At 65.8% G+C, this 22,482-nt stretch carries 22 protein-coding genes; 19 read left to right on the forward strand and 3 right to left on the reverse strand.

The window, feature by feature from the left end; translation table 11 throughout:
- Positions 1-19: 19 nt before the first annotated feature.
- Both flgM and flgA read right to left on the reverse strand, forming a co-directional pair.
- Positions 20-331, reverse strand: coding sequence for a flagellar biosynthesis anti-sigma factor FlgM (gene flgM / locus WAQ08_RS14835; protein WP_422192490.1), 312 nt, complete (start codon positions 329-331; stop codon positions 20-22).
- A 127-nt stretch (positions 332-458) separates the two neighbouring features.
- Positions 459-1,292: a flagellar basal body P-ring formation chaperone FlgA gene (flgA, locus tag WAQ08_RS14840; protein ID WP_422192492.1), complete on the reverse strand. Its 834-nt coding sequence runs from the start codon at positions 1,290-1,292 to the stop codon at positions 459-461.
- Between the two features lie 144 nt (positions 1,293-1,436).
- Between flgA and flgB the strand changes: the two genes are divergently transcribed.
- The 12 genes from flgB (at position 1,437) to WAQ08_RS14900 (ending at position 13,205) form a co-directional block, all read left to right on the forward strand.
- A complete protein-coding gene (gene flgB, locus WAQ08_RS14845; RefSeq protein WP_422192494.1) occupies positions 1,437-1,874 on the forward strand; it encodes a flagellar basal body rod protein FlgB in 438 nt (145 codons plus the stop codon).
- Between the two features lie 12 nt (positions 1,875-1,886).
- On the forward strand, positions 1,887-2,294 hold the full coding sequence (flgC, locus tag WAQ08_RS14850) for a flagellar basal body rod protein FlgC (protein WP_422192496.1): 408 nt from the start codon (positions 1,887-1,889) through the stop codon (positions 2,292-2,294).
- 47 nt (positions 2,295-2,341) lie between these two features.
- Complete coding sequence (locus WAQ08_RS14855; RefSeq protein ID WP_422192498.1) at positions 2,342-2,998, forward strand: flagellar hook assembly protein FlgD; 657 nt, start codon at positions 2,342-2,344, stop codon at positions 2,996-2,998.
- Between the two features lie 31 nt (positions 2,999-3,029).
- Complete coding sequence (gene flgE / locus WAQ08_RS14860) at positions 3,030-4,367, forward strand: flagellar hook protein FlgE (protein WP_422192500.1); 1,338 nt, start codon at positions 3,030-3,032, stop codon at positions 4,365-4,367.
- Between the two features lie 34 nt (positions 4,368-4,401).
- A complete protein-coding gene (gene flgF, locus WAQ08_RS14865; RefSeq protein WP_422192501.1) occupies positions 4,402-5,133 on the forward strand; it encodes a flagellar basal-body rod protein FlgF in 732 nt (243 codons plus the stop codon).
- Positions 5,134-5,162: 29 nt separating this feature from the next.
- The gene (gene flgG / locus WAQ08_RS14870) at positions 5,163-5,945 is read left to right on the forward strand and encodes a flagellar basal-body rod protein FlgG (protein WP_422192503.1); all 783 of its coding nucleotides are present in this window, start codon (positions 5,163-5,165) and stop codon (positions 5,943-5,945) included.
- Positions 5,945-6,631 (forward strand): flagellar basal body L-ring protein FlgH, encoded by a 687-nt coding sequence (locus tag WAQ08_RS14875; protein ID WP_422192505.1) that lies wholly within the window; start codon positions 5,945-5,947, stop codon positions 6,629-6,631. The genes flgG and WAQ08_RS14875 overlap by 1 nt, the downstream gene beginning before the upstream one ends.
- Before the next feature lie 123 nt (positions 6,632-6,754).
- Positions 6,755-7,807 carry a flagellar basal body P-ring protein FlgI gene (locus tag WAQ08_RS14880; protein ID WP_422192576.1) on the forward strand — a complete coding sequence of 351 codons (1,053 nt, stop codon included), beginning with the start codon at positions 6,755-6,757 and terminating at the stop codon, positions 7,805-7,807.
- Between the two features lies 1 nt (position 7,808).
- Positions 7,809-8,768, forward strand: coding sequence for a flagellar assembly peptidoglycan hydrolase FlgJ (gene flgJ, locus WAQ08_RS14885; protein WP_422192506.1), 960 nt, complete (start codon positions 7,809-7,811; stop codon positions 8,766-8,768).
- Positions 8,769-8,788: 20 nt separating this feature from the next.
- Positions 8,789-10,741 carry a flagellar hook-associated protein FlgK gene (gene flgK, locus WAQ08_RS14890; protein ID WP_422192507.1) on the forward strand — a complete coding sequence of 651 codons (1,953 nt, stop codon included), beginning with the start codon at positions 8,789-8,791 and terminating at the stop codon, positions 10,739-10,741.
- A gap of 11 nt (positions 10,742-10,752) precedes the next feature.
- On the forward strand, positions 10,753-11,979 hold the full coding sequence (flgL, locus tag WAQ08_RS14895; RefSeq protein ID WP_422192509.1) for a flagellar hook-associated protein FlgL: 1,227 nt from the start codon (positions 10,753-10,755) through the stop codon (positions 11,977-11,979).
- A gap of 29 nt (positions 11,980-12,008) precedes the next feature.
- Positions 12,009-13,205: an EAL and HDOD domain-containing protein gene (locus tag WAQ08_RS14900; RefSeq protein WP_422192511.1), complete on the forward strand. Its 1,197-nt coding sequence runs from the start codon at positions 12,009-12,011 to the stop codon at positions 13,203-13,205.
- 29 nt (positions 13,206-13,234) lie between these two features.
- Here the strand turns inward: WAQ08_RS14900 and WAQ08_RS14905 are convergent, their stop codons facing one another.
- Entirely contained in the window at positions 13,235-14,362 is a 1,128-nt protein-coding gene (locus tag WAQ08_RS14905; protein WP_422192578.1) for a PQQ-dependent sugar dehydrogenase, read from the reverse strand.
- A 209-nt stretch (positions 14,363-14,571) separates the two neighbouring features.
- On the opposite strand from WAQ08_RS14905, the gene WAQ08_RS14910 reads away from it, so the two are divergent.
- The 7 genes from WAQ08_RS14910 to WAQ08_RS14940 all read left to right on the forward strand — a co-directional run bounded on the left by WAQ08_RS14910 (position 14,572) and on the right by WAQ08_RS14940 (position 22,481).
- Entirely contained in the window at positions 14,572-14,904 is a 333-nt protein-coding gene (locus tag WAQ08_RS14910) for a hypothetical protein (protein ID WP_422192512.1), read from the forward strand.
- 63 nt (positions 14,905-14,967) lie between these two features.
- Positions 14,968-16,068: a serine/threonine protein kinase gene (locus tag WAQ08_RS14915; protein ID WP_422192514.1), complete on the forward strand. Its 1,101-nt coding sequence runs from the start codon at positions 14,968-14,970 to the stop codon at positions 16,066-16,068.
- 104 nt (positions 16,069-16,172) lie between these two features.
- The gene (locus tag WAQ08_RS14920; RefSeq protein WP_422192516.1) at positions 16,173-16,628 is read left to right on the forward strand and encodes a flagellar basal body-associated FliL family protein; all 456 of its coding nucleotides are present in this window, start codon (positions 16,173-16,175) and stop codon (positions 16,626-16,628) included.
- Between the two features lie 225 nt (positions 16,629-16,853).
- Positions 16,854-19,043: a phosphocholine-specific phospholipase C gene (locus WAQ08_RS14925; RefSeq protein ID WP_422192518.1), complete on the forward strand. Its 2,190-nt coding sequence runs from the start codon at positions 16,854-16,856 to the stop codon at positions 19,041-19,043.
- Positions 19,044-19,088: 45 nt separating this feature from the next.
- The gene (locus WAQ08_RS14930) at positions 19,089-19,754 is read left to right on the forward strand and encodes a PEP-CTERM sorting domain-containing protein (protein ID WP_422192520.1); all 666 of its coding nucleotides are present in this window, start codon (positions 19,089-19,091) and stop codon (positions 19,752-19,754) included.
- A 121-nt stretch (positions 19,755-19,875) separates the two neighbouring features.
- Positions 19,876-21,189 carry a DUF6607 family protein gene (locus WAQ08_RS14935; protein ID WP_422192522.1) on the forward strand — a complete coding sequence of 438 codons (1,314 nt, stop codon included), beginning with the start codon at positions 19,876-19,878 and terminating at the stop codon, positions 21,187-21,189.
- A 206-nt stretch (positions 21,190-21,395) separates the two neighbouring features.
- The gene (locus WAQ08_RS14940) at positions 21,396-22,481 is read left to right on the forward strand and encodes a phospholipase A (protein ID WP_422192524.1); all 1,086 of its coding nucleotides are present in this window, start codon (positions 21,396-21,398) and stop codon (positions 22,479-22,481) included.
- The last annotated feature ends 1 nt before the right edge of the window (position 22,482 follow it).

A 22,482-nucleotide genomic window follows, 5' to 3' on the forward strand; every position in this document is an offset into this window, starting at 1 on the left:
CGTCTGGGCGAGCCGCTTTTTATTGGCGGCTCAGGAGTTCCTTCGCGTTCGCGATCAGCTTGTCGGCGATCGCGTCCGGATTGACCTTGTAAGTGCCATCGTCGATGGCCTTCTTGATGCGGTCGACCTTGGCGCTGTCGAAAGAACCTTCCACGCCAGCCGTGCTCAGGCCATTGGCGGCCCCGGACAGGGTCACCTTGGCGCTGGCTTCCGGGCCGCCCTCGAGCTTGCCGGTCTTGCCGGTGTTCGTGGCGTTGACGGCCGCATCCGTGCGCGTGGCGGTGCCGGCACCGTTGACCGCCTTGTCTGCACCATTGTTTCCGATTTTCATCATCTGCTCCTTGCTCCCGGCATGCACCGGGCCTTGACACCTGTCTTATCGTCCCGAGGGCGCGCGACTTTAATGCCAATGGCCGAATCCCCCTTGGTCAGGGGGGTGAGATGCCGGATTTTTCGTATCACAAAGCAACCTCCACCCGGCGCTCCCCCACCGGCAGTCCACACAGGACACGGCCACCGTCGATGCGTATCCTCGCACAACGGCCCTCATCGCCGTGGGACAGAGCGGTGCCTTCCGCCCCCACGGCAAATCCATTGCCCTTCACGGTCACCTTGACCGGCTCGCCTGCGGCGAACCAGCGGCGCAGCTTGATGTCGTCCTGGCGCAGGCTCTCACCCGGATCCACATTGCGCATCATGGTGCGACCAACCACCTCGGCTGCGTCAAGCACAGCCGGCGACATGGTTTCGGCCAGGTCGATCTCCCCAACGCGCAAATCGGCCTCGGTGATGGTGGCACCTGCGCGCAGCGGCGTCGCCGCCACCAGGCCCGGCGCCCATACCTTGATGGTCACCGGCCAGTAGACATTCCAGCGCACGGCGCCCTGCTCACAGCGCAGGCCCACGCGGGCACGGCCCCACAGGCGGGTGCCTTCGGGCAGGAAGGCCCGCACCTTTTCACAAGGTGCAAGCTTCAGGCGCGGATCGAGCCGACCCAGGATCACTTCCAGGCGGGGCTTGAAGGGGCGTGCCGCCTGGGCATGCGCGCCACCCGGGGCCACAGCCTCTGCTTCTGTCTTGGATTTGAGCAGCACTTCCAGTTCGTGCTGGAAGCCGGCCATCTCGGGCGATGCCGGCGGCTGCGCCTGCGCTGCCGTGGGTGCAGCGCCCCAGTTCATGCTCTGCGCCTGCGCGGGCTCCACCAAGGCCACCAGCATCGCGCACAACAGGGCAGGCAACAGCCAAGCCACCGACAGGGCGGACAGGTAGATAGAACGCAGGGACGCTTTCATGGTGAGGGCGACTCTACGCGCCTGCCGTCAGCGCTGCGGCGCGAATTAGCAGGTCTTGTCCCGGCTATTTCGGCTCATGTTTTGGGCCCGGAGGATTCACCATTCCGACGTGATTTTCCGAAGGTTGTTTTTCAAGGTGATGCCATGCTGAACCGACTCACTGACAGCATCGACTTCCAGGCCGAGGCCTTGAAGCTGCGTTCCGAGCGCCAGCGCCTGATCGCCAGCAACATCGCCAATGCCGACACGCCGGGCTACACATCGAAGGACTTCAAGTTCGCCGATGCGCTCAGCCAGGCCACGGGCCGCCGCTCGGCAGGCCATAGCTCTTTAACCATGCCCGTACTACAGATGGTCACCGGCTCGGCCAATCACATGAATCGCGGCGGCTCACCCGCCGGTGCAGGCGCCAAGCCCGAGCTGGGCTACGGCACCGCCTCGATGAGCAGCCTGGACAACAACAGTGTCGACATGGACCGCGAACGCGCGAACTTCGCCGACAACACCGTGCGCTACGAAGCCACGCTGCGCTTCATCAATGGATCGATGAAGACCTTGACCACAGCCATCAACGGCCAGTGAAGGAGTTGAGCCATGTCCATGTTCCAGATCTTCAATGTCTCCGGATCGGCCGTCAGCGCCCAGGCCCAGCGCCTGAACGTGGTGTCGTCCAACCTGGCCAACGCCGACACGGTGGCCGGCCCAGACCGCAGCGCCTACAAGGCGCGCCATGTGGTCTTCACCACCGAGCCCATGGGTGATGTGGGCGCCGCCGGCGTCACCGTGAGCAACGTGGTGGAGGACAACACGCCAGGGCGCCGCATCCACGATCCCGGCAACCCCCAGGCCGATACGCAGGGCTACGTGACCTACAGCAACGTCAACGTGATCGAAGAGATGGTCAACATGATCTCGGCCTCGCGCTCCTACCAGAACAACATCGAAGTGATGAACACCGCCAAGAGCCTGCTGCTGAAGACGCTGCAGTTGGGCCAGGGCTGATCCTTCGCGCCATACAACACCACCACATCTGAACAGGAAAAACCGCCATGGTCACCACCACGAACACCACCAACGGCATCCCCAACAACCTGCTCAACAACAACACGGCCAAGAGCGACAAGACGACAGAAGCCTCCGACCGCTTCCTCAAGCTGCTGGTCACGCAGATGCAGAACCAGGATCCGCTCAACCCGATGGACAACGCCCAGGTGACCAGCCAGATGGCGCAGATCAACACGGTGACGGGCATCGACAAGCTCAACAACACGGTGGCCGGGCTGAACAGCTCGATGGCCTCTGCGCAGTTGATGCAGAGCGTGACCATGGTGGGCCGCACCGTGCTGCTCGAAGGCAACAAGCTGGCCGTGGACGACAAGCGTGTGGCCACCGGCGGTGTTGAACTCACATCCGATGCGTCGAACGTGAAGGTGGAGATCCTGTCGTCCACCGGCGCCACGCTGGACACGCTGAATCTGGGCGCCGCCAAGGCCGGCCAGCACGGCTTTAACTGGACGGTGCCAGAGAACATCGCCACCAGCGGCCTGCAATTCAAGGTCACGGCCACCAGCGGCAGCAGCGCCATCACCTCCAAACCCATCATGACCGACATGGTCGACGCCGTCAGCATGAAGGACGGCGCCCTGAACGTGCAACTGCGGCTGAGCGGCGACACCGCCTACAGCAAGATCAAGGCGCTGTCCTGATCATCCTCACCTCACCTAGGAGCAAACAACCATGGGCTTTCAGCAAGGACTCTCCGGCCTGAACGTGTCGGCACGCAACCTGGAGGTGATCGGCAACAACGTCGCCAACTCCGGCACCTTTGGCGCAAAGTTCTCTCGCGCCGAATTCGCGGACATGTATGCCAATGCACTTAACGGTTCGGGCAGCAACAACATCGGCATTGGCGCGAACATCGGCGCGGTAGCCCAGCAGTTCACGCAGGGCAACATCACCACCACCGAGAATCCGATGGACCTGGCCATTAACGGCAACGGCTTCTTCCAACTCAGCGATGGCAAGAACCCCGTCACCTATTCTCGCAATGGTCAGTTCAAGCTCAATCGCGAGGGCTACATCGTCAACAATTCGGGCAGCATGCTGCTGGGCTACCAGGCAGACAACCAGGGCACGATCATTCCTTCGCAGGCGTCTCCATTGACGCTTCCGACCTCCGGCATCGAGCCCAATCGGACGGACCAGATCAATCTGGAGATGACGTTCGACTCGCGCACGGCCGTAGGATCGGGCACAGCCATCGACTTCGACGATCCCAACACCTACAACTTCGCCACATCGCAGACGGTATACGACGTGAAGGGCCAAGCCACAGGCTTGACCTACTACATGCGCAAAACCAGCGCCGACAACTGGGACGTATACGTTACTGCGAACGGAACCTCGATCCAGAGTGACGGTGCCGGCGACCCCGTGCGGGTGGCCAGCATCACCTTCGCGGCCTCCGGCGGCAACCCGACCACCACCAACAGCGGCGCGGTGCAGGGCGACCCAGGCACCATCACCACCTACGACGCGAGCAACACACCCATCACCACAGCAACAGACGGCAAATTCACGCTGCCCGACATTCCTCAGGTGACCATGTCCTCGGGCGCCCTGACAGAGATTATTCCTGGCATCAGCATGGATCTGTCTCGTTCAGCGGAATACGGCTCCAGCTTCGCCGTGACGGGTCTGACCCAGACCGGATACGCGCCAGGTCAACTTACGAGCATTGCCATCGAATCCAACGGCGTCGTGATGGCCCGTTACTCCAACGGCCAATCCAAGCCGGCCGGCCAGGTGGAACTGGCCACCTTCCGCAACCCGCAGGGCCTGCAGCCCAAGGGGGGCAACGAGTGGAGTTCAACCTACTCGTCGGGCGACCCGGTCACGGGCATCCCCGGCGACGGCAACATGGGCCTGCTGCAATCGGGCGCGCTGGAAGAGTCCAACGTGGACCTGACCGGCGAGTTGGTCAACATGATCGTGGCCCAGCGCATGTACCAGGCCAATGCCCAGACCATCAAGGCCGAGGATCAGATCCTGCAGACCCTGGTGAACCTGCGCTGACCCATTCGAGCACCACGCCTAACCGGAGTTCGCGATGGACCGCATGATCTACCTCAGCATGGCCGGCGCCAAGATGGACATGCAGCGCCAAGATGTATTGGCGCACAACCTGGCCAACGTATCGACCACGGGCTTCCGAGCCGAAATGCAGGCTATCCGCGCCGTGCCGGTGCGCGGCGATGGCTCTACCACCCGCGTCTATTCGCTGGAAACCACCGTGGGCTACGACGAAGCGCAGGGCCCGCTAAACCGCACGGGCAATCCGCTGGATGTGGCCATGCGAGATCGGTCCTGGCTGACCGTGCAGGCCCTGGACGGCACCGAGGCCTACACGCGCAACGGCGCGCTCACGGTGAACAGCGAGGGCGCGCTGGTCACCTACACGGGCTATACGGTGATGGGCGATGGTGGCCCTATCAACATTCCGCCCAACACTCGTCCATCGATCTCCAGCGACGGCACAGTGAGCGTCAAAGAAGCCAACGGCACCGTGACGCCCATCGGCCGCCTCAAGCTGGTGACGCCGGAGACCAAGCTGGACCGCCGTGAAGACGGGCTGTTCCGCGCCGCCAACGGGGACCTCCCCGCCGACCCTAACGCCCGTGTACACGAGGGCACGCTCGAAGGCTCGAACGTGAACCCGATCGAAACCATGATCTCGATGATCTCGGCGGCACGCCAGTACGAAGCACAGATGCGCTCGCTGCAGACCGCCGAGAAGGACGAGCAGCAGGCTGCGCAGTTGTTGTCCAACTCGCCCACCTGACCTAGTTTGATGTTTGAAGGAGAACGGCCATGATGCGCTCCCTGTGGATTTCGAAGTCGGGCATGGAAGCCCAGCAGATCCAGCTCGACCATGTGTCCAACAACCTGGCCAACAGCTCGACCTACGGCTACAAGGCCTCGCACGCGATCTTCGAGGATCTGATGTACCAGAACCTGCGTCAGGTCGGCTCCAATAGTTCGGAGCAAACGCAGTTGCCTACAGGCCTTCAGGTCGGCCTTGGCGTCAAGCCTGTGGCTACCGCACGCCAATTCACGCAGGGCACGCTGCAGCAAACGGGCAATACGTTGGACGTGGCCATCAACGGCGACGGATTCTTTCAGATTCAGATGCCCGATGGCACCACGGCCTACACCAGGGATGGCGCCTTCAAGCTGTCCTCACAGGGCCAGATCGTCACCAACGAGGGCTACACCGTACAGCCCGGCATCACCGTGCCACAGAACGCAGTCACGGTAAGCATCGGTGGCGACGGTACAGTGACGGCGACCCTGCCCGGCCAGACCGCCCCGGCCAACCTGGGTCAGATACAGGTGGCGCACTTCATCAACCCGGCCGGACTGGATCCACGCGGCGGCAACCTGTTCACTGAATCGGTGGCCTCGGGCACGCCCACCGTCACCAATCCCGGCCTGGACGCCACCGGCACACTGTCGCAGGGCTTCGTGGAGGCGTCCAACGTCAATGTGGTCCAGGAACTGATCACGATGATCCAGACGCAACGGGCCTACGAGCTGAACTCCAAGGCCATCCAGACTTCCGATCAGATGCTGCAACGCCTGGGACAACTGTGATGACGCGTCTTCTTTCACCCTCCGCCCGGGTCTTGGGCGGCACCCTGCTGGCTTTCAGCATGGCCGGCTGCATGGCCACCGCCCCCCGTGTCGAGGTGATGGAGCCCACGCAGGCGCGCCCCATAGCCATCGCGCCCCCCTCCACCAACAGCGGTTCGCTGTTCCAGAATGTGGGATACCGCCCGCTGTACGAAACCCCGCGTGCCCGCCAGGTCGGCGACATCGTCACGATCAACATCGTGGAGCGGATCACGGCCAAGCAGGAATCGACCAGTTCCATCGACAAGACGGGCACGATCAGCGGCAGTGTCTCGGCCTTCCCATTCCTGCAGGCGGGCACGCTGGCCAAGCTCAATGCCGGCGGCACCTCGAACAATTCGTTCGACGGCAAGGGCAGTACCGAGAGCAACAACACTTTCACGGGCAACATCACGGCCAGCGTGATCGAGGTGCTGCCCAACGGGCACTTGGTCGTGGCCGGCGAGAAGCAGATCGGCGTGAACCACAACGTGGAGGTGCTGCGCTTTTCCGGACAGATCGATCCTCTCAAAATCCAGCCCGGCAACGTCGTGAGCTCGGCAACCGTGGCAAATGTCCGGGTTGAGCAGAGAGGCCGCGGCGCCCAGGGGGAATCGCAGGGAATAGGGTGGCTGGCGCGGTTCTTCTTGAGCCTTTCGCCGATCTAAAGTCTAGAACAATGGGACCGAACCCCTTCCATGATCGGTCCCGCCATGAAGCTCGAACGCCCTCTCCAGATCCTCGTCTCCTCGGCGTTCGTGGTGGCCGCAGTCTTCGCCACCGCCCTGCCGATGTCGGCCCAGGCCATGCGCCTGAAGGACATCGCCTCCGTGCAGGGCGTGCGCCCCAACCAGCTCATGGGCTATGGTTTGGTGGTCGGCCTGGACGGCACGGGTGACCAGACCACCCAGACCCCCTTCACCACCCAGAGCCTGAACGCGATGCTCCAGCAAATGGGCATCACGGTGCCCCCTGGTGCGGCCATGCAGCTCAAGAACGTGGCGGCCGTGCTGGTCACGGCCACGCTGCCGCCCTTCGCGCAGCCCGGCCAGGCCATCGACATCAACGTGTCCTCGCTGGGCAATGCCAAGTCGCTGCGCGGCGGCACACTGATCGCCACCCCGCTCAAGGGCGCCGATGGCCAGATCTACGCGCTCGCGCAAGGCAACATGATCGTCGGCGGCGCCGGTGCCTCGTCAGGCAGTTCCAAGGTGCAGGTCAACCACCTGAGCGCCGGGCGCATCCCCGCCGGCGCCACCGTCGAGCGCGCCGTGCCCACGCCCTGGCTGCAGACCAGCGTGGCCCAGCTCGACCTGCAGACCGAAGACTTCAACACCGCCCGCAACGTCGCCAACGCCATCAACAAGGCCAAGGGTGCCGGCACCGCCGAGGCCATCAATGGCCGCACCGTGGCCGTGCGCCTGCCCCAGGCCGCCGGTGAGCGCGTGGCCTTCATGGGCGATCTGGAAAACCTGCCCATCGACCAGGCCACGCCGATCGCCAAGGTGATCGTCAATGCCCGCACCGGCTCGATCGTGATGAACCAGGCCGTGGCCCTGGGCCCCTGCGCCGTGGCGCACGGCAACCTGTCGGTCACCATCAGCAGCACGCCACAGGTCAGCCAGCCTTCGCCGCTGTCGCAGGGCCAGACGGTGGTCACCGAAAGGGCGGACATCCGCATCAACCAGGAGCCCGGCGCACTGATCCAGCTACCCGCGGGCACCAAGCTCACCGACGTGGTCAAGGCGCTCAACACGCTCGGGGCCAATCCTCAGGATCTGCTGGCGATCCTGCAGGCCATGAAGGCTGCCGGCGCGCTCCAGGCGGAGTTGGAGGTGATCTGACATGAGCAGCTTCACGTCATCGATGTCCAATGGCAACGCTTCGTTGACCATGGATCTGCGCTCGCTGGACAGCCTGCGCGCCAGTGCGGCCAAGGGCGGCAAGGACACGGCTGGCCTGAAGGAAGCGGCCAAGCAGCTCGAATCGCTGTTCATGGCCGAGCTGCTCAAGTCCATGCGCGCCACGACCATGAGCACCGGCATGCTGGACAACCAGGCCACCGAGATGGGCAACAACATGCTGGACACGCAGTTGTCGGCCAAGATGAGCGGACTGCCCGGCGGCCTGGGCGACATGATCCTCAAGCAGCTCGAACGCCAGGTGGGCAAGGTGGCGTCGAGCGACAAGGCGGCCGACGGCACCGGGCTGAACCTGCCCTCAGGCCGCCTGGGTGGCCTGACCGGCGCCATCGACACCAGTGGCATCGGAGGCACGGCCCGTACCGGCGCAGCCTCTGGCGCCGATGCCGACATCGACGACAAGAAGCTCAGCCCATCCGAGCGCTTCGTGCGCAAGCATGCCGAGGCCGCCGAAGCCGCCGAGAAGGCCACGGGCATCCCGTCGGAAAACATCCTGGGCCAGGCCGCGCTGGAGTCGGGCTGGGGCCGCAAGGAGCCCAAGATGGCCGATGGCACGACCAGCCACAATCTGTTCGGCATCAAGGCCACGTCCAGCTGGACAGGCAAGGTCGCCGAGGTGACCACCACCGAGTACATCGGCGGCGTTGCGAGAAAAGTCACGGCCAAATTCAGAGCCTACGACTCCTACGAGGATGCGTTCAAGGACCACGCCCGCCTGCTCACGCAGAGCCCGCGCTACAGTCAGACGGTGGCCCAGGCCGACACGGCCAAGGGCTTTGCCCAGGGCCTGCAGAAGGCCGGCTACGCCACCGATCCGGCCTACGCGGACAAGCTCACCAAGGTGATCAACACCACGCTGCGCCTGCAGCGCTCCGTCACGTGACGTCCGGGAGGCGGTGAACCATGGGATCAGGACTCTTCGCGCTCGGCACCCGTGCCATGTACGCCAACACGGCGGTGCTCGACACGATCAGCAACAACATCAGCAACGCCAACACCGAAGGCTACTCACGCCAGCAGGTGGAACTGGCCACGGAAGACGGCCGCTTCACCGGCGCCGGCTTCTTCGGCCGCGGCGTGCGCATCGCCACGGTCAGCCGCACCTCCGACCCCTACCTGGCCCGCGAAGCCAACAACACCGCGTCAGTGGCCTCGGCCGACCAGGCCCGTCTGGACAAGCTCACGCAGCTCGAGAAGGTGTTCCCGCTGGGCGAAGGCGGCCTGGGCTATTCAGCCGGCCAAATGCTCAATGCCTTCGTGGATGTCGCCAACCAGCCGCAGGACCTGTCCGCACGGCAGGTGGTGCTGGCCCGCGCCGAAGACTTCGCCTCGCGCATCCGCTCGGCCGACACGCAACTGTCGTCCCTGCAGGAGGGCGTGACCAACGACCTGCGCAACACCGTCGAGCAGGTCAATTCCATTGCGCAGAACATCGCCAACATCAACCAGAAGATCGCCTCGGTCAAGGGCGTGGGCCATTCGCCCAATGACCTGCTCGACCAGCGAGACCTGCTGGTCAAGCAGCTCAACGAGCTGATCCAGGTCTCCACGGTGGAGGCCGATGACGGCACGCTAAGCGTGTTCATCGGCGGTGGTCAGCGCCTGGTGCTGAGCAATTCCGCAGAACAGCTCGCCATCGGCACGGACGAGTTCGACTCGTCCAAGGCCACCCTGCTGCTCTCGGACGTGGGCATCAAGCGCCCCGTCAATCAGGGTCTGGTGCTGGGCGGCACCATCGCTGGCCTGCTCAAGGTGCAGAACGAGGACATCCCCAGCGCGCGCGCGCTGCTGGGCCAGATGAGCGCCGCGCTGGCCTGGCGCGTGAACCAGCAGCAGTCGCTGGGCCTGGACCTGGGCACCCCGCCCGGTGCCGGTGGCGCGATCTTTTCGACTGGCACTCCGCAGGTGCTGCCCTCCACCAAGAACACCTCGTCGCTGTCGCCACCGCCAGTCTCCATGACCATCCTGGATGGCCGCGAACTGCAGGCCAGCGACTACAGCCTGGTGCCCGACCCCGCCGTGGCCGGCCAGTACACGCTGACCCGCAAGAGCGATGGGCTGGTCACCAGCGTGGTCGATGGCAGCGAGGTCGATGGTTTCCGCATCAACATCACTGGCGCGATCAACGCGGGCGACAAGTTCGAGCTGCGCCCCGCCAGTGCCTCGGCCGGCCAGATGCGGCGTGTGCTGGACAACCCCACCGGCATCGCGGCCGCCTCGCCCTTTACAGCCACCACCAACGCCGCCAACAAGGGCACGGCCACGGTGGGCTCGCTCTCGATGGTGTCTCAGCCGGATGCGACCCTGCCCCCGCTCAACGGCACCGAGCTGAACATCGTGTTCACGTCGGCCAGCGGCGACTACGAGCTGCAATCCCCCCTGGGCACCGCCGTGGCCAGCGGCACCTGGCAAGCCGGCAGCCCGATCAGCTACAACGGTTTCAACCTGATGCTCAACGGCGTGCCCTCCAATGGTGACGTCATCAAGGTCGAGAACACCACCTACCCTGCCGGCAACAACGGCAATGCCCTCTCGCTGCTGGCCCTGCGCGATGAGGACATCGTCGGCCGCCGCGACAACGGTGGCGGCAGCACTGCACCGGGCGCCACGATCACCAATGCCTACTCGCAGATGATCGGCGTGATCGGCGTGCAGGTGCAGGGCGCCAAGACCTCTGCCTCGATTTCGGCCACCATGGCATCCAACGCCCAGGGAGTCCTGTCTAACAAGGTGGGGGTCAATCTCGACGAGGAAGCTGCCCGCCTCATCCAGTTCCAGCAGAGCTACCAGGCCGCCGCGAAGATCCTGCAGATCGCGCAGACGATCTTCGACACCCTGCTTCAAACCGCCCGCTGAGGAGTCTTACGATGCGCATCAGTACTGCCTACAGTTTCAACGCGGCCATCGCCAACCTGCAGAAACGCCAGAACGACCTGACCGACTCGCAGATGCAACTGACCACGGGCAAGCGGGTCAACAACGCCAGCGACGACCCCGTTGCCGCCGCCCGTGCCGAGCGTGCGCTGTCCACCATGTCGCGCAGCGATGCCAACCAGCGGGGCCTGGAGGCCAGCCGCAATGCCATGACACTGGGCTCCGGCGTGCTGCGCGATTCGGTCGAGCTACTTCAGACTGCGCGCGAATCTCTGGTAAAGGCGGGCAATGGCAGCTACTCGGATGCGGAGCGGCAAAGCCTGGCCGTGCAGCTCAAGGAGATTCGCAACCAGCTGCTGTCGGTCGCCAACCGATCAGATGGCAGCGGCGGCTTCGTGTTCGGCGGCCAGGGCTCGTCCAGCCCGCCCTTCATCGACGCGCCCGGCGGCGTGCAGTTCGTAGGCCAGGGCGGCCAGGCGCAAGGTTCGTCCAGCGAGAATGTGAACCTCACGGTCGATGGCGACTTGGTCTGGCTCAAGGCCAAGACGGGCAACGGCGTGTTCGCCACAGCCGCGGCCAGCACCAACACCGGCTCGTCCTGGATCAGCCCCGGCACCGTGAGCTCGCCCAACGACGTGCCCTTCCCAACGGCCACGGGAACCGCGCCCCCTAACTACACCATCCAGTTCGACGTAACCGGCGGCGTGACCACCTACTCTGTGCTGGAGGACGGCAACGCCCTGAGCACCGGCGTGCCCTACACCACGGGTGCCGGCATCGTCATCCCGGGGCGAGGCATGACGGTGAACGTGGCAGGTACCCCGGCCACCGGAGACACCTTCACCATCGGCCAGTCCACCAACACGCTGAGCGTGTTCGACACGCTCGACCAGGTCATCGCCCAACTCAACACCACTAGCCTGAACAATGGCCAGATCCAGCAGGCGGTCAACGGCGGCCTGAGCAACCTGGACAGTGTGCTGGGCAACATGATGTCGGCCGAATCCGCCACTGGCGAAACCCTCAAGCGTCTGGACAGTATCGAGGGCAGGATCGCCACCCTGAAGCTGACGGCGCAGACCGACCGCTCCAGCGCGGAAGATCTCGACATGGTGGAGGCGATTTCAGCATTCCAGAGCAAGCAAACCGGCTACGATGCAGCCTTGAAGAGCTATTCGATGGTGCAGAAGCTCTCGCTGTTCCAATATGTGAACGGCTGACCCACACCGCAGCCCACGCCGCCCCGCTCATGAGTGAACATCCGATCCTCGGACAGATTGCCCTGGCCTACAGCCCGGTGATCGACCGCAACCGCGCCGTCATCGCCACCCGGCTGACGGTGTTTCCGCTTCAGCAAGGCAGCCAGCTCGATGCCGGCGCCCTGCTGGAAGCGATCGCGGAGGTCTGGCCCACGGGCGGTGCCGGCCAGGTCTGGCTCAATGCCCTGAGCGAGAACCTGCTCGAAGGCCTGCTGCAGGCCCAGCCGGCCACGCACGTGTTCATCGAGATCCCGGCCTTCATGGCGGGCGACCGTGCCCACACCGACGCCATCACCACGCTGCACGCCAACGGCAACACCCTGCTGCTCAAGGGCCGCCCGCTGCAGGAGCTGCCGCGCGAAGTGCTGCCCTGCTTCAAGTACTCCATCGTCGATCTGGCCGATGACCGCCGGGTGGACGAGACCGTGGCCAGTTCGTCGGGCGTGGCACGCACCGTGAGCCATGTGCAGAACGGCGTCACCAATGTGGCCGACATGGAAGCCGCCTTCCGGCGCGGCGCCGCGGCCGTGCTGGGCTGGCCCATCGATGACGCCATCCAGACCGGTGCGCGCAAGGCCGAGCAGCCCTCGCTGCAGGCCATCGTGCTGCTGATCGACCAGGTGCACAAAGAGGCAGACATCGAGGATCTGGAAGCCACGCTCAAGCGCGATCCGGCCCTGGCCTACAAGCTGCTGCGCTACATCAACTCGCCGGCGTTCGGGCTGTCGGTCGAGATCTCGTCCTTCCGCCACGCCATCATGGTGCTGGGCTACCAGCGCCTCAAGCGCTGGCTGGCCCTGCTGCTGGCCACCGCCAGCAAGGACCCGAACATGCGCCCCGTGATGTTCGCCGCCGTGCGCCGTGGCCTGCTGATGGAAGAGATCTCACGCGGCAGCAGCGACGAGATGCGCAGCGAGCTGTTCATCTGCGGCGTGTTCTCGCTGCTGGACCGCATGTTCAACCAGCCCTTCTCGGAACTGCTCAAGACCATCCCGGTGCCCGAGCGCGTGTTCCAGGCACTGGTCGACGGCACCGGCCCCTACGAGCCCTACTTCCGCATGATCAAGGCCATCGAGGGCACCACCCTGGATGAGATCCGCGAAGCCAGCGACGGCCTGCTGATGGCCCAGCAGGACATCAACAACGCCCTGCTCAAGGCCATCGCGGCCGCCTCTCAGCTCGACTGAACAGGGGCGTTTGAGCCCCCGGCTTCAGATCAGGGCGCGCGCAGCCGCAGCACCTTGCCGTTGCTGTCATCGGTCAGCAGGTAGATCCAGCCATCGGGGCCTTGCACCACCGCACGGTAGCGCTCGCCCCGGTCGCCCAGCAGGGTCTCGCGTGAGGCCACCTTGTCGCCAGACAAGGTCAGGCGCCACAGCACCTGGCCAGCCAGCCCACCGATGAAGGCGTTGCCCTTCCAGGGCGCAAAACCCTCACCCGTGTAGAACATCAGGCCCGAAGGCGCCGTGGAAGGCTTGGGCCACCAGCTCACCGGCTGCTCCATGCCCGCCTTGGCCGTGCCTTCGCCGATCTTGCTGCACAGGCCGTAGGTGCACCCGTAGGTGATCACCGGCCAGCCGTAGTTGCGGCCGGCCAGGTCGATGTTGAGCTCATCGCCGCCTTGCGGGCCATGCTCATGGGTCCACAGCACGCCGGTGCCCGGGTGGAGCGCCGCGCCCTGCACATTGCGGTGGCCCCAGCTCCAGATCTCGGGGGCCGCCCCTGCCGTGCTCACCAGCGGGTTGTCTGGCGGTACCGTGCCATCGGTGCGGATGCGCACCACCTTGCCCAGATGGTTGCTGGTGTCCTGCGCATCGGTGGAGCGGCTACCCCGGTCGCCCAGCGTGACGAACAGGGTGCCATCCCTGGCGAACACCAGCCGGCTGCCGAAGTGCTGTGCGCTGTTCACCTTGGGCCGCTGCCGGAAGATCACCGTGCCGTTGACCAGCGCGGTGCCACTGGGGCTGAGTTCGGCCCGCCACACCGAGGTGCCATTGGTGCCGTTCTCGGCCCCCGTGCCCGCTTCCGAAAAGCTCAAATACACGCGACGGTTGGCCGCGAAGTTCGGATCCAGCGCCACATCCAGCAAACCACCCTGACCACCCACGGCGATGTTGCTCGGCAAGCCCGGCAAGGGCGCACTCACCGCGCCAGCCGCCGTCACGATGCGCAACTGGCCACCGCGTTCGGTCACCAGCATGCGCCCATCCGGCATGAAGGCCAAACCCCAGGGGGTGGCCAGGCCGCTGGCCACGGTGTCCACCGTGAACTTGACGGTTCCACTCCCAGCGGGCGACTGAGCCGCACCACCAGAGCCCCCACAGGCCGACAAGGCCCAGCCCAGGCTCAACAGCGCAGCCGCCGCTTTCGGCGCACCCCATGCAGGGGCCCGTTTTCCACCATGCAAATGACCGTGTTTTCTGTTCAGCACGACACCCCTCGCATCAATGGATAACCCTTACATATTGCGCGTTACAACGCTAAGCTTCAGACCATCGTGGATCTGTGATTCCGACAGAGCCTCCCCCCACGCAGCAGTTCCCTCCTTCTGACATGGACGACATCCGCCCCCTGTTCGGCGTGACCATCCTGGCCCTGGTCCTGACAGGCAACTACTTCCTCACCGCCTGGCGCATGGGCATCCTGCGCGCCTTCGGCCGTCGGCACCACCTGAGTTGCCGAACCCTGCTGGCGGGCAGCGTGGCCGGTTGCCTGCCGCTGGTCGGGTCCCTGGTGGCCCTGTCCATCATGCCCTCCGGTGCACCGGGCGAGCCGGAGACCTCGGCTCTGCTGCTGGCCCTGCAACTCTCGCTGTGCGGCCTGAGCATGCATGTGATCAACGATGCGCTGGTTCAGTGGGGCATGGCCCGACCAGCCGCCACCTGAGGCACTTGCATCCATCGCGGCGCGAGGCTGCGGAACCAGCAGCCCACCGCGCTACCATCGGGCATGAGCCAGCCTTCCGCGCCCGACCACGCCAGCCCGTCTGACCCCACGCCCTATGCCGGCCTGACACCCGATGCCGTCATCGATGCACTGGTCGCCGCAGGCCTGGACCCGGATGGCCGCCTGCAGCCTCTGAACTCCTACGAGAACCGCGTTTTCCAGGTCGGCCTGGCCGATGGCGACATGGCCGTCGCCAAGTTCTACCGCCCCGGCCGCTGGAGCGATGTGCAGATCCTGGAAGAGCACCGCTTCGCGCTGGACTTGGCCGATGCCGACGTGCCCGCCGTCGCCCCCCTGACTCTGCATGCGCCAGCACACGGCCCGCGCGCCGAACTGCTGGGCGAGCCCGCCACGCTGGCCGTCTGGCAAGCCACCGACATCGATGCGGCCACCGAGCCCCCGGCCCGCCACCGCTACAGCGTGAGCCCGCGCCGCGGCGGGCGCGCCCCCGAGCTGGACGACCCCGAGGTGCTGCAATGGCTGGGCCGCCTGATGGCTCGGCTGCACGCCGTGGGCCGCCGCCATCCGTTCAAGCACCGCCCTACCCTGAGCGTGGATCAACTGGGCCGAAGCGCCTGGCGCTGGCTGCGCGAGCATGGCGACCTGCCCGAACCCCAGCGCGCCGTCTGGCTGGCCGCGGCCGAGCAGGCGCTGGACACGGCCCAGGCCGTGTTCGACCGCGTGCCTGACCTGCGCATGGGCCGCGTGCACGGCGACTGCCACCTGGGCAACGTGCTGTGGACGCCCGACCAGGGCCCCCATTTCGTCGATCTGGACGACGCCTGCAACGGCCCCGCCGTGCAGGACCTGTGGATGCTGCTCGGTGGCCACCGCCGCGAACGCCAGCCCGCGCTGTACGCCCTGATGGACGGCTACGAAAGCATCACCGAGTTCGACTGGCGTGAGTGGACCCTGGTCGAGGCCCTGCGCACCCTGCGCCTGGTGCACCACAGCGCCTGGCTGGCCCGCCGCTGGCACGATCCGGCCTTCCCGTCCGCTTTCCCGTGGTTCGGCCAGGCCATGTACTGGCAGCAGCAGGCCGACCAGTTGCGCCAGCAAATAGAGCTCATGCAACAGGACCTGGAACACCCCGGGTTCGGATAGGCCGATCTGCGTGCATATGCCGCAGATCGATACCCCCGCATTCGCGGGGTATGGCACCGTCGCTCTTACAGTTCCTGGCAACAAGCAACAGGAGCCTGGAACACATGAGTGGCAGCGCCTCGATCCGCATGACCCGCAAGGACAAGAGCAGCGACTGGACACTGGCCATCGGCATTGCCCTGGGCGCGATCCTCGTGGCCTTCGCGACCTGGATCTACACCCAATGGTCTGCCATGGAAAAGCCACGCAACGGCGCCGTGTGGCTCGACGTGCCCGAAGTGCAGTCCCAACTGGCCGATGGCCGCATGCTCTCCGTCAAGGTGAACCTGCAGTTGCGCAACCGCGATGATCCGAATGTGCTCGAAGGCCATGAGCCCGCGCTCAAGGCCATGATCGAACAGGTCGGCACCACCATGACCCGCACCGACATCAAGGGCCGTGAAGGTGTCCAGCGCTATGGCCAGGCCATCCAGCAGGCCATCAACGGCTACCTGAAGGATCAGCACATCGATGAGCGCGTCAAGATGGTCGCTTTCAACGAACTGGTGCTGCTTCCCTGAACCGATCCGTTCAGGATGCAGCATGACGCCTCATAACATGGTCTGATCGGGCCTGTACCAATCACGGCCCTTTCAAAGTCGCTCCCTAGAGTGCCCTGCACGTCCACCCCACGGACGCCTGGGCACCCGTCGCCCATGGCCTGGGCACAGTCCAACCCAAGGCCATGACGACCGTTGTCCAGGCCGGGGCGGATGAGTCCCCCGCTCATCACCAGAGACAACACCATGACACGAAACGACCGTCGCAGCTTCCTGCGCAACATGGGCAGCGCCGTGGGCGCCAGCGCCGCACTGGCCACCTTCCCGCCCGCCATCCAGCGCGCCCTGGCCATCCCGGCCGCCCAGCGCACCGGCACCATCCACGATGTCGAGCACATCGTGATCCTCACGCAGGAAAACCGCTCCTTCGACCACTACTTCGGCACCCTGCCCGGTGTGCGAGGCTTCGCCGATCCCTTCCCCATCCCCGTGCTCGATCGCACCGGCACCTTCACGCGCAAGACCGTGTTCGTGCAGCCCACCGGCGGCGGCGCCCCGGTGCCCGGCCGCCCGGATTGGGGCAGCGCCCAGCGCGGCATCGCCCCCTTCCATCTCAACACGCAGCAGGATTTCGGCGTGATGCGCGTGTCCGGCACGCCGCACTCGTGGGACGACGCGCAGGCCGCCTGGGACCTGGGCCGCATGAACAACTGGCCCAAGGCCAAGCAGAACCATTCGCTGGGCTACTACCAGGAGGCGGACATCCCCTTCCAGTTCGCCCTGGCACGTGCCTTCACGCTGTGCGACCACTACCACTGCGCCGTGCAGACCGGCACCAACACCAACCGCCTGTTCCTGTGGAGCGGCGGCAATGATCCGCTGGCCGTGGCCGGCGGCCCCTCCACAGACAACAGCCACGACTGGTTCAACGAGAACCCCGCCACCGACTACACCTGGACGACCTACGCCGAGCGCCTGCAGGACGCCGGCATCAGCTGGCAGGTCTACCAGAACATGTCGGACAACTTCACCGACAACCCGCTGGCGGGCTTCCGCAGCTTCCGCAACGCCTGGTACCAGCGCCCCGGCTACTCCCAGCCCCTGCGTGACCGTGGCGTCTCCACGCGCGACCTCGACAAGCTCAAGGAAGACGTGCTGGCGAACAAGCTGCCTCAGGTCAGCTGGATCGTCGCCACGGCCGAAGGCTCCGAGCACCCCTCCCCCTCCAGCCCCGCCCAGGGCGCCGACTACACGGCCCGCGTGCTCGATGCGCTCACGGCCAACCCCGAGGTCTGGAGCAAGACTGTTCTGTTCATCAACTTCGATGAGAACGACGGCTTCTTCGACCACATGCCGCCCCCGGCCGTGCCCGACTACCTGAGCTACGCGGCCAACCCGGCCCAGGCGCAGTTCGCCGGCGCATCGACCGTGGACACCACCGGTGAGTACCACCACAACCTCAATGGCTCGAACCCGGCCTATCAGCACCGCCCCTACGGCATGGGCCCCCGCGTGCCCATGTACGTGATCTCGCCGTGGAGCAAGGGCGGCTGGGTGAACTCGCAGGTGTCCGACCACACCTCGGTGATCCGCTTCCTGGAGACACGCTTCGGTGTGCAGGAGCCGCTGATCACGCCGTGGCGCCGCGCCGTCAGCAGCGACCTGAGCGGCTGCTTCGATTTCGCCACGCCCGAGGACAGCGCCTTCGTGCAGAACCTGCCTGCCACCGAGGCCCGCCGCCTGCTGGCCCGCGCATTGCCGGCCACCAAGACGCCGGCCACACCCAGCTCGCTGGTGGCCCCGGTGCAACCGGCGGGCGTGCGCCCAGCGCGTGCCCTGCCCTATGACCTGCACGTGCACGCCACCGTGCAGCCCACCAGCGTGACCCTGCGCCTGCAGAACGACGGCGAAGCCGCCGCCGTGTTCCACGTCTACAACCGCCGCGCGCTGGCCGAGGCTCCGCGCCGCTACACCGTGGAAGCCGGCAAGTACCTGGACGGTGTGTGGGCCACCACCGCCGGCAGCGCCTACGACTTGTGGGTGCTGGGCCCCAACGGCCTGCACCGCCACGTCACCGGCAACACGCCGGTGGCCGGCAGCACCGCCGCCCGCCCGGACATCCGCGTCAGCAGCGACCGCGCCAATGGCGAGTTGAGCGTGCAACTGATCAACGAGGGCAACACCGCCTGCACCTTCGTGCTGCAGGCCCTGAAGTACGACAACAGCCCCGCCCGTGAGATCGCCGTGCCCGCCCGCAGCTCGCAGACCCTGCGTCTGCCGCTGGCCGACAGCCACCACTGGTACGACCAGGGCATGCGCGTGAAGAACCTGGCCGGCTGGAGCCGCCGCTTCGCGGGCCACCTGGAAACGGGCGAAGCCTCCATCAGCGATCCGGCCATGCAAGGCACGGCCCTGCTGGACCAGTACCAGGTCTGATCACGCCCCCATCCATTTCCCTCGATTTCTCAAGAAAGCATCACCATGAAGTTCAAGCACATCCTGGCCCTCGCGGCCGCCACCCTCAGCCTGGCCGCCCAGGCCGCCAGCTACAACCAGAACCTGATCAGCAATGGCGCCGCCGAAAGCGGTGTCAGCGGCTGGACCGCCTTCGACGGCTACGACCTGTTCCAGTCCGTGAACTACGGCAGCAACTGGGTTCTGCCCACGCAGCCCGGCCCCGTGGACCGCGGCAGCAAGATGTTCACCGGTGTCGGCGGCCAGAGCGCGGGCTTCCAGATCATCGACGTGAGCAGCCTGACCGCCACGGGCGCACCGGTCGAGTACTCGCTCACCGGCTGGCTGGGCGGCTGGCAGTCCCAGGGCGACAACGCCCTGCTGTACGTGTCCTTCCTGGACATCACCGGCAATGAGATCGGCTTCGCCTCCATCGGCCCCGTCACCCCCGGTGACCGTGGCAACCAGACGGGCCTGTTCTTCCGCGAAGCCAGCGGAGTCCTGCCCGTGGGCGTGGCGCAGCTGCAGTTCTCGCTGTCCATGGAGCGCCAGGGCGGCGGTGACAACGACGGCTATGCCGACAACCTGTCCTTCGTGCTGACCTCGCCCGTGCCCGAGGCTGGCAGCCTGGCCTACGCCCTGGCCGGCCTGGGCATCGTCGGCCTGATCGCCCGCCAGCGTCGCCGCGCCTGAGCTCAGGCCTCATATGCGCCCCCCGCATGACCTCAGGCCCTTTTCGCGCTTGAGGCCATCGGTGCGGGCGCACCACTTTCATGCATGATCGCGGGCTGGACCATCACTTCGCCTGACGACCATGATCCAGCTCCTTTCGCATCGACGGCCTCTGGCATGCATGCCACGTGCGCCACATCTGCCCCGCCTGCTCGGCCTGGGCACCTTCGCTGTCGCAGCCCTCATGGACATGACGGTGCACGGTAGCGCCTTCGCGTATGGCGCCAAGGCTGCGCCTGCATCCGCGGTTTCGGCCTCCGCGGCCAGCACCACGGCCTCGGGCGACACCGCTCCCGCCGCCACTGCAACGCCCAAAGAACCGCGCCTTCGCCAGTACACCTTCTCGTGGAAGTTCCTGGACGAATCCTCGCTGGCACCCCGTGGCGGCAGCACCGCCGGCTCCGCCGTACAACCCGTGACCCAGCCCACGGCGGAATGGCAGGCACTGCAGGCCCCGGGCCTGAGTGGCTTCGAGCGTGATCGCCGGGCCATCCTGGCCATGGCCGGCGCCTACCGCGCCAGCTTCGACTTCATCGAGGTGGCGGGCTTCACCGCTGCCTTCCAACCCGACAAACCCTACCAGAGCTGGGGCACCGAGAAGGTCTACGTGCTGGAGGACAAGGGCACCGCCATCGTGCTGCAGCACCTGCTGGTGATGACCATGGTGAGCGAGGATGGCAAGACCGAACCGCCCTTCGTGGTCAAGCACTGGCGGCAGGACTGGCACTACGAACCCAAGGACCAACTGGTCTACCGCGGCCACAACACCTGGCAGCGCGTGGCCGTGCCGGCGGCACAGCGCAAGGGCCAGTGGCGCCAGACGGTCTACCAGGTCGATGATTCGCCGCGCTATTCGGGCGTGGCCGCCTGGCAGCATCTGGGCAACTACTCCGCCTGGAGCGATGCCGATGGCTGGCGCCCCCTGCCCCGGCGCGAGTTCAGCGTGCGCAATGACTACCAGGTGCTGATCGGCAACAACCGCCACATCATCACGCCCACGGGCTGGATGCATGAACAGGCCAACCTCAAGGCCAAGCTCGATGCCGCCGGCCACTTGCTGCCCAAGGATGCGGTGGTGGCGCGCGAGCTGGGCTTCAACCGCTACGAACGCATCGAAGGCTATGACTGGAGCCCCGGCGACCGCTACCTGCAGGCCACCGAGCCGGTGTGGTCAGAGGTGCGCCGGCAATGGGACCGCCTGATCGCGCGGCCCGAGCCCTTGCGCCTGAAAGGCGCGCCAGACAAGGACAGCCTTTTTGTGCCCTTGTACGAATACGCCGCCACCTTCGACGAGCCTGGCGCCGCCCTTCCCACACGCGCAGAGATCAAGCTGCATGTGGAGAAGGCCGTGCGAGACTACCTGGCGCCTTCCGCAAAACAGCCCGTGCGTCACTGACGTCAGCGCCCCCCTACGTGGTGCCGAGCCATCGCCCGGCTTCACAAATTCTCACAAGCCTCTATGCTGCGGGGCGATGCTGCGCCAGGGCTTGCATGCCCTGGCGCGCGGAAGAACCTCACCCAGAGCCCTTCATGCCCCGCAACCATCTTCGAGCACGGCCCGCAGCCCCTTTGGCGCGCACCTGGGCATCCACCACCTTAGCCTTGAGCGCCCTGCCTGTGGTGGCGCAGCAGGCGGCCCCGCCAGCGCCCGCCGCCATCTCGACAGAGCTGCAGGCCTGCATGAAGGTGAGCGACAACACCGCGCGCCTGGCCTGCTACGACCGTCAGATGAACGGGCAAGCCATGCTGGCCTTGCCGGCATCGCCCATTGCGGCCCAGGCCGAGACAGCCCAGCCCGGCGCCCCCGCGCAGGTGGTTGTGGCCCCGCCGGGCAGCATGCCCCCCACCGGCGACACACCGCCCGATGAAGGTTTCCTCTCGCGCTTCTGGGAGCTGTCACCGGCGGACAAGCGCGGCACCTTCAACTACACCGCCTACCGGCCCAATTTCTTCTTGCCGCTGCGGGGCATGCGCAAGGTCAACCAGCACCCCAGCAGCCCCTCGCGCGGCGTGGCCAACAGCCTGCCCAACTTCCAGCACCTGGAGACCAAGCTGCAGATCTCGCTACGCACCAAGGTGTTCGAAGACGTGCTGCTGCCCAATGCGGACCTCTGGGTGGCCTACACCCAGCAATCGACCTGGCAGACCTGGAACAACGAGGAGTCCTCGCCCTTTCGCAACACCGACTATCAGCCCGAGCTGATCTACATGGTGCCCATGCCCTCGGGGATGCAGCACCTGCCTTTCGGATGGAAGTGGCGCCTGACCAGCGTCGGTCTGGTCCACCAGTCCAACGGCCAGTCCGACAAACTGTCGCGCAGTTGGAACCGCGCCTACGCCTCCTTCGGCGTGGAGCGTGGCGGGCTCAACGCCAACCTGCGCGTGGAAGCACCTCTGGCCAAAAGCAACGACAAGTACGACGACAACCCGGACATCGAGCGCTACCTGGGCAATGTGCAGGCGCAGGTCAACTGGTCGCCGGGGCGCTCCATCGCATCACTCACGTGGCGCCCCTCACTGAGCGGCCGAGGCTCGGTGGAGCTGAACTGGTCCTACCCCGTCAACGCCGAGCACCCTGATGGCCTGCGCTGGTACGTGCAGGCCTTCCACGGCTATGGCGAGACCCTGCTGGACTACAACTTCCGGCAGACCAGCCTGGGCGCGGGCTTCACGATCTTCAAGTTCTGAT

Source organism: Aquabacterium sp. (assembly GCF_049274795.1).
In the GTDB taxonomy this organism is placed as follows: Bacteria; Pseudomonadota; Gammaproteobacteria; order Burkholderiales; family Burkholderiaceae_C; genus Aquabacterium.

Excerpts from the sequence above, each read along its gene's own strand:
- flgM (WP_422192490.1), bottom strand. The coding sequence starts at position 331 with ATGAAAATCGGAAACAATGGTGCAGACAAGGCGGTCAACGGTGCCGGC.
- flgA (WP_422192492.1), bottom strand. The coding sequence starts at position 1,292 with ATGAAAGCGTCCCTGCGTTCTATCTACCTGTCCGCCCTGTCGGTGGCT.
- flgB (WP_422192494.1), top strand. The coding sequence starts at position 1,437 with ATGCTGAACCGACTCACTGACAGCATCGACTTCCAGGCCGAGGCCTTG.
- flgC (WP_422192496.1), top strand. The coding sequence starts at position 1,887 with ATGTCCATGTTCCAGATCTTCAATGTCTCCGGATCGGCCGTCAGCGCC.
- WAQ08_RS14855 (WP_422192498.1), top strand. The coding sequence starts at position 2,342 with ATGGTCACCACCACGAACACCACCAACGGCATCCCCAACAACCTGCTC.
- flgE (WP_422192500.1), top strand. The coding sequence starts at position 3,030 with ATGGGCTTTCAGCAAGGACTCTCCGGCCTGAACGTGTCGGCACGCAAC.
- flgF (WP_422192501.1), top strand. The coding sequence starts at position 4,402 with ATGGACCGCATGATCTACCTCAGCATGGCCGGCGCCAAGATGGACATG.
- flgG (WP_422192503.1), top strand. The coding sequence starts at position 5,163 with ATGATGCGCTCCCTGTGGATTTCGAAGTCGGGCATGGAAGCCCAGCAG.
- WAQ08_RS14875 (WP_422192505.1), top strand. The coding sequence starts at position 5,945 with ATGACGCGTCTTCTTTCACCCTCCGCCCGGGTCTTGGGCGGCACCCTG.
- WAQ08_RS14880 (WP_422192576.1), top strand. The coding sequence starts at position 6,755 with ATGTCGGCCCAGGCCATGCGCCTGAAGGACATCGCCTCCGTGCAGGGC.
- flgJ (WP_422192506.1), top strand. The coding sequence starts at position 7,809 with ATGAGCAGCTTCACGTCATCGATGTCCAATGGCAACGCTTCGTTGACC.
- flgK (WP_422192507.1), top strand. The coding sequence starts at position 8,789 with ATGGGATCAGGACTCTTCGCGCTCGGCACCCGTGCCATGTACGCCAAC.
- flgL (WP_422192509.1), top strand. The coding sequence starts at position 10,753 with ATGCGCATCAGTACTGCCTACAGTTTCAACGCGGCCATCGCCAACCTG.
- WAQ08_RS14900 (WP_422192511.1), top strand. The coding sequence starts at position 12,009 with ATGAGTGAACATCCGATCCTCGGACAGATTGCCCTGGCCTACAGCCCG.
- WAQ08_RS14910 (WP_422192512.1), top strand. The coding sequence starts at position 14,572 with ATGGACGACATCCGCCCCCTGTTCGGCGTGACCATCCTGGCCCTGGTC.
- WAQ08_RS14915 (WP_422192514.1), top strand. The coding sequence starts at position 14,968 with ATGAGCCAGCCTTCCGCGCCCGACCACGCCAGCCCGTCTGACCCCACG.
- WAQ08_RS14920 (WP_422192516.1), top strand. The coding sequence starts at position 16,173 with ATGAGTGGCAGCGCCTCGATCCGCATGACCCGCAAGGACAAGAGCAGC.
- WAQ08_RS14925 (WP_422192518.1), top strand. The coding sequence starts at position 16,854 with ATGACACGAAACGACCGTCGCAGCTTCCTGCGCAACATGGGCAGCGCC.
- WAQ08_RS14930 (WP_422192520.1), top strand. The coding sequence starts at position 19,089 with ATGAAGTTCAAGCACATCCTGGCCCTCGCGGCCGCCACCCTCAGCCTG.
- WAQ08_RS14935 (WP_422192522.1), top strand. The coding sequence starts at position 19,876 with ATGATCCAGCTCCTTTCGCATCGACGGCCTCTGGCATGCATGCCACGT.